The following is a 6089-nucleotide window of genomic DNA, read 5'->3' as shown; positions in this document are numbered from 1 at the left end:
TACCAGCTTGAACCAGCCCATTGTGGCATAGTGTTGGTTTCACGACGACCTTTGACACCATCTTCACGCGTCACTTCAAGCCAGTCGGTCAAGTTAGCCAATGGGCTTTCCCCAGTACCTGAAGGACGGATATCCTTGGTGACTGGCAAGACAAGTGGCAATTCACTTTCAGGAACAGCTGTTGAAATTCCATCTTCCCAATGAATGATTGGGATTGGCTCACCCCAGTAACGTTGACGGCTAAAGAGCCAGTCGCGGAGACGGTAGGTCACCTTCTCTTGTCCGCAGCCTTTCTCTTCCAACCAAGCCACAATCTTAGCAATAGCATCTTCTTTGTTAAGGCCATCTAGGAAGTCTGAATTGACATGAAGACCATCTTCAGTATAGGCAGCTTCTGCTACATTTCCACCTTCTAGCACTTCTACGATTGGAAGGTCAAATTGTTTGGCAAATTCCCAGTCACGTTGGTCGTGGGCTGGCACAGCCATAACGGCACCTGTTCCATAGCTCGCAAGAACATAGTCGGCGATCCAGATTGGAATTTCCTTACCATTGACAGGGTTGATGGCATAAGCGCCCGTCCAAACCCCTGTTTTTTCTTTGGCAAGGTCGGTACGAGCCAAGTCAGACTTGAGACTAGCTTGGTGTTTGTAGTCAGCTACTGCCTCAGCTTGCTCTGAGCTTGTGATGGCATCTACTAGTTCATGCTCAGGAGCCAAGACTGTGAAGGTCGCACCGAAAAGAGTATCAGGACGAGTAGTAAAGACGGTAAATTCCTTATCAGTCCCTTTCACTTTAAAAGTGACATTGGCACCAGTTGATTTCCCGATCCAGTTACGTTGCATATCCTTGATAGACTCTGGCCAATCCAACTCATCCAAGTCGTTAAGCAAGCGCTCTGCATAGGCCGTAATTTTGAGCATCCATTGACGCATCGGTTTGCGGACAACTGGATAGCCTCCACGCTCAGACGTTCCGTCAGGAAGGACTTCTTCGTTTGCGATAGCTGTTCCCAACTCTTCAACCCAGTTTACAGGCACTTCGGCTTCATAGGCCAAGCCTTTTTCGTAAAGCTTAGTGAAAATCCATTGCGTCCACTTATAGTAGTTTGGATCTGTTGTGTTAACCTCACGATCCCAGTCATAAGAGAAGCCAAGCGCATTGATTTGACGTTTGAAGTTGGCAATGTTTTCCGCTGTGAATTCTGCTGGGTCATTCCCTGTATCCATGGCGTATTGCTCTGCAGGCAAACCAAAAGCATCCCAACCCATTGGGTGAAGGACATTGTAACCTTGGGCACGTTTGTAACGGCTAAGGATATCAGTCGCTGTATAACCTTCTGGGTGTCCTACGTGCAGACCTGCTCCAGACGGGTAAGGGAACATGTCAAGCGCATAAAACTTCGGTTTTGAGGCATCTGTTCCTGTCTTAAATGTATGATGTTCTGCCCAGTAGCCCTGCCACTTAGGTTCAATTTCTTTATGATTGTAAAAACTCATGGTCTCTCTCCAATTTTGTGATGTTACTATTATACCATTTTTGAGGGAATTTGAAAGACGAGAAATGTTCTTTTAGACTTGGATAACAAGAAATACTGAGTCGCAAATCCAACTTATTTAACAGGAAAAAAATTAGCTCCCACTTGGAGCTAACTTCTATTGATTATTTGTCTCTTGTAGCTACTTCCCCTAACTTCTTTAACTCATATTTCTCGTTTTAGATTTCTTTAAGGTTTTTATTATATGATGTAGAACTCTGTAATTGAAAACATTAGGTAAACAAACAGAGAATAATGTTCGTAAAAAGGAGAAAAATTATGAAAAAAACACTATCACTTCTCTATTTCAGCTGGATATTTCTACTTTTGTCAGGATGTTCTTCAACAACAGAAGCTGAAACTAGCATTGAAAATGATACGGATAAGACTTTAGTTGTTTATTCGCCTAACCCTGAAGATCTTATTGAAGAAACAATCCCAGCCTTCGAAGAAAAATATGGCATCAAGGTTGATTTAGTCCAAGCTAGTACTGGTGAATTATTCAAGAAAGCTGAGGCTGAGAAAGAAGCTCCTGTAGCTGATGTCATTTTTGGAGGTTCCTACGCACTCTTCTCTTCTAACGAAAAACTCTTTGAGCCCTATACCTCCCAAGAAAACGACCAAATTATCCCTGAATATCAGAATAAAACAGGATTCTACACTCCATACACTCTTGATGTCAGTGTTCTGATTGTCAATTCAGCTTTAACCAAAGATATTAAAATTGAAGGCTATGATGATTTACTTAATCCTAAATTAAAAGGAAAGATTGCTACTGCTGATCCAAGTAATTCTTCTAGTGCCTTTGCTCAATTAACAAACATGCTTGTGGATCAGGGTGGCTATGAAAATGAGCAAGCTTGGACATATGTGAAAAATCTATTTAGCTTAGTAGATGGGAAAATTGCTTCCAGTTCTTCAAATGTCTACAAATCAGTCGCTGACGGAGAAATGGCTGTCGGACTCACCTATGAAGATCCTGCATTGAAACTCTTAAACGATGGCGTTGATGTAAAAGTCATTTATCCAAAAGAAGGAACGGTCTTTTTGCCTGGTAACGCAGCTATTATCAAAAATGCCAAACACATGGAAAACGCTAAAAAATTTATCGATTTCCTTCTTTCTCAAGACATTCAGGATAAACTAGGAACTGAAACAACCATTAGACCCATTCGAAAAAATGCTAAAATCAATAAAAATATGAAAGCAATGACAGAAATCAATATCGCTACTGAAGATTCAGATTATGTCATCCAAAATAAATCAGCTATTCTTAAAAAGTACAATGATATTTTCACTAGTATTCAATCGAAACAGTAAAAGAGGTTCACAATGAGTGAAATCAAAATTATTAACGCAAAAAAAATCTACCACGACATTCCTGTCATTGAGAATTTAAACGTTACGATTCCAAAAGGAAGTCTTTTCACCATTCTTGGACCTTCAGGTTGTGGAAAAACGACCCTTCTTCGAATGATTGCTGGCTTCAACAGTATCGAAGGAGGAGAATTTTACTTCGATGATACTAAAATCAATAATATAGAACCCAACAAACGCAACATCGGGATGGTTTTCCAAAACTACGCTATTTTTCCACATTTGACTGTCCGAGATAATGTTGCTTTTGGTCTTAAACAAAAAAAGGTTCCAAAAGAGGAATTAGTTCAACAAACTAATAAATATCTGGAACTAATGCAAATTGATCAATACGCAGATCGAAAGCCCGATAAACTCAGTGGTGGACAACAACAACGTGTCGCCTTAGCACGTGCATTAGCTGTTAATCCAAGTGTTCTCCTCATGGACGAGCCACTTAGTAACCTGGATGCGAAACTTCGCTTAGATATGCGCCAAGTTATTCGAGAAATTCAACACGAAGTGGGAATTACAACTGTATATGTGACCCACGATCAAGAAGAAGCGATGGCTATTTCAGACCAGATTGCCGTTATGAAAGATGGGATCATCCAACAAGTCGGACGACCAAAAGAACTCTATCATAAACCAGCTAATGAGTTTGTGGCAACCTTTATTGGACGCACAAATCTCATCCCAGCCAAACTACAAAAACGGACCGACGGTGCTTATATCGTCTTTTCAGATGGCTATGCCCTCCCTATGCCAGCTCTTGATCAAGCTAAGGAACAAGCTGTTCTTGTGAGTATCCGTCCCGAAGAGTTTATCAAAGATGAATCTGGAGATATTGAAGGAATCATTTCCGATAGTGTTTATCTTGGACTCACCACTGAATATTTTGTAGAGACTGCATTTTCTTCAAAAATACAGGTCAGCGAAGAATCAACTTTTGAAGAAGATCTTCAAAAAGGGGATCGAATTCGTCTACGAATCAATACTCAAAAGTTAAATGTCTTTTCTGCAGATGGTTCACGTAATCTTATTACAGGAGTTGGCTATGAAAGGTAAAAAACTAAACATCTGGACTGCTTCTTCCTTCTTCATCTTTCTTACCTATCTTATTTTCCTTGTTTATCCTATCGTTATTGTACTCAAGCAAGCACTCATACATGAAGGTAAATTCTCGCTAGCTAATTTTGAGGATTTCTTTAGTAAATCCTATTACTCTGAGACACTAGTAAACAGTTTTAACGTCTCCATTACTTCTACTGTAACTTCCCTAGTTTTAGGGACCTTATTGGCTTATCTCTTTTCTATATATGGCTTCAAAGGAAAGAAATTTTTACAGATATTGATTATCATTGCTTCCATGTCAGCTCCTTTCGTAGGGGCATACTCCTGGATTCTATTATTGGGACGAAATGGTGTCATCACTAAATTCTTGACAAATGTCCTTCATCTTCCAGCTATTGATATTTATGGCTTCAAAGGAATTGTACTTGTGTTTACACTTCAGTTATTCCCATTAGTTTTTCTATACGTAGCTGGAGCAATGAAAAGAATTGACCATTCCCTTCTTGAAGCCGCTGAAAGTATGGGGGTAATCGGGTTCAAACGTATGATAACAGTTGTTTTGCCCCTTTTAATTCCAACTTTACTTGCTGCTGCCCTACTTGTATTTATGAGAGCATTCTCCGACTTCGGAACTCCTATGTTAATTGGTGAAGGATATCGGACTTTCCCTGTTTTAATTTATAATCAATTCATTAGTGAGGTGGGCGGAAATTCTGCATTTGCATCTGCTTTAGCAATCTTGGCGATCATCATTGCTTTAACAATCTTCCTCATCCAAAAATATATTTCAAATCGCTATAGTTTCAGCATGAATTCGCTACATCCAATTGAGCCGAAAAAAACTACAAAAGGAAAAATGGCTGCCATTTATGCAACGGTTTACGGAATTATCTTATTTTCTGTTCTACCTCAATTATTTTTGATTTATACATCCTTCCTTAAAACATCAGGTATGGTATTTGTTAATGGATACTCATTAAATAGCTATAAAACAGCCTTTAACCGTATGGGGTCTGCTATTTTCAATACCATTCGCATCCCTCTACTTGCCTTGATTCTCGTTGTTTTATTTGCAACAGTTATCTCCTACCTAGCTGTTAGAAAACGAAATTTGTTTACAAACTTAATTGATAGCCTTAGTATGGTACCTTATATTGTGCCAGGAACTGTTCTAGGTATTGCCTTCATTTCTTCATTCAATACTGGTCTTTTTGGAAGCGGATTTCTTATGATTACTGGAACAGCTTTTATATTGATTATCTCCTTATCTGTCCGAAGACTCCCTTATACAATCCGCTCATCTGTTGCTAGCTTACAACAAATAGCACCTAGTATTGAAGAAGCAGCTGAGAGTTTAGGAAGTAGCCGTCTCAATACTTTCAGTAAAATCACTGTTCCAATGATGTTACCCGGTATTATTTCTGGATCTATTCTATCATGGGTAACAATGATTTCAGAACTATCTACTTCTATCCTGCTATATAATGCCAAAACAAAAACTATGACCGTAGCTATCTACACTGAAGTACTTCGTGGAAATTATGGCGTAGCAGCTGCTTTGTCAACTATCCTCACTGTCTTGACAGTTACTTCATTATTACTATTTATGAAAATTTCTAAAAACAATAGCATTACACTCTAGTTTTTCCCTATTAAAAACAGCCAAAAGGATATCCCTTGGCTGTTTTTTATTATGTTGATATAGTTGCTAAATCTCTAGTTTATGGCAAGCAGTTCTATTTTGACTGAATAGAGGGCTCTTCCATCTTCTCACGCCCTAGTTCTCGGTAACTACGGTCACCGACGATTTCAACAGTAAACTGGCCGTTCTCGTATTCTAGGATGGTCACACTACCATTATCCAAGCCATGTGGGTGCATGCCATTGATGAGGTAAACCATCGTACCAATGGTCATCCCGTGACTCACAACGAGAGCATTGCCCCCTCCGTGTTCTTCCATTTCTTTGGCAATCGTTTCAAAACCTTCCTTGATTCGACCACTGAGTTTTTCCCAACCTTCTGCCCAACCTGCAGTATCAACCTCTACCAAACCTTCTGCTAGTTCTGCATAGGACAACTGATGAACATGATCCACCTTGAAAACACGAGGAATAACCCCCA

Annotated in this window: 5 protein-coding genes; 3 read left to right on the top strand and 2 right to left on the bottom strand. The window is 39.7% G+C overall.

Annotated features, from left to right (window positions below; all coding sequences use genetic code 11):
- On the bottom strand, positions 1 to 1499 hold a 1499-nt coding region (gene leuS / locus SORDD27_RS07150; protein WP_081103395.1), incomplete at its 3' end, for a leucine--tRNA ligase.
- Between the two features lie 317 nt (positions 1500 to 1816).
- On the opposite strand from leuS, the gene SORDD27_RS07145 reads away from it, so the two are divergent.
- The 3 genes from SORDD27_RS07145 to SORDD27_RS07135 are packed head-to-tail and all read left to right on the top strand — an operon-like array spanning position 1817 to position 5609.
- Positions 1817 to 2857: an ABC transporter substrate-binding protein gene (locus SORDD27_RS07145; RefSeq protein ID WP_061428281.1), complete on the top strand. Its 1041-nt coding sequence runs from the start codon at positions 1817 to 1819 to the stop codon at positions 2855 to 2857.
- Between the two features lie 12 nt (positions 2858 to 2869).
- On the top strand, positions 2870 to 3961 hold the full coding sequence (locus tag SORDD27_RS07140) for an ABC transporter ATP-binding protein (protein ID WP_061428279.1): 1092 nt from the start codon (positions 2870 to 2872) through the stop codon (positions 3959 to 3961).
- Positions 3951 to 5609, top strand: coding sequence for an ABC transporter permease (locus tag SORDD27_RS07135; protein WP_061428277.1), 1659 nt, complete (start codon positions 3951 to 3953; stop codon positions 5607 to 5609). Before SORDD27_RS07140 ends, SORDD27_RS07135 begins: the two co-directional genes overlap by 11 nt.
- A gap of 94 nt (positions 5610 to 5703) precedes the next feature.
- Here the strand turns inward: SORDD27_RS07135 and SORDD27_RS07130 are convergent.
- The coding region (locus SORDD27_RS07130) for a histidine phosphatase family protein (protein ID WP_231069322.1) at positions 5704 to 6089 on the bottom strand (386 nt) is incomplete at its 5' end.

Origin of the sequence: Streptococcus oralis (assembly GCF_001579025.1) — a bacterium.
In the GTDB taxonomy this organism is placed as follows: Bacteria; Bacillota; Bacilli; order Lactobacillales; family Streptococcaceae; genus Streptococcus; species Streptococcus oralis_X.
Note: the sequence above shows the minus strand (reverse complement) of the source record. Positions and strands in the feature narration are given on the sequence as shown.

What these genes read in the sequence shown, in the direction of transcription:
- SORDD27_RS07145 (WP_061428281.1), top strand. Translation starts at nt 1,817, where the DNA reads ATGAAAAAAACACTATCACTTCTCTATTTCAGCTGGATATTTCTACTT.
- SORDD27_RS07140 (WP_061428279.1), top strand. Translation starts at nt 2,870, where the DNA reads ATGAGTGAAATCAAAATTATTAACGCAAAAAAAATCTACCACGACATT.
- SORDD27_RS07135 (WP_061428277.1), top strand. Translation starts at nt 3,951, where the DNA reads ATGAAAGGTAAAAAACTAAACATCTGGACTGCTTCTTCCTTCTTCATC.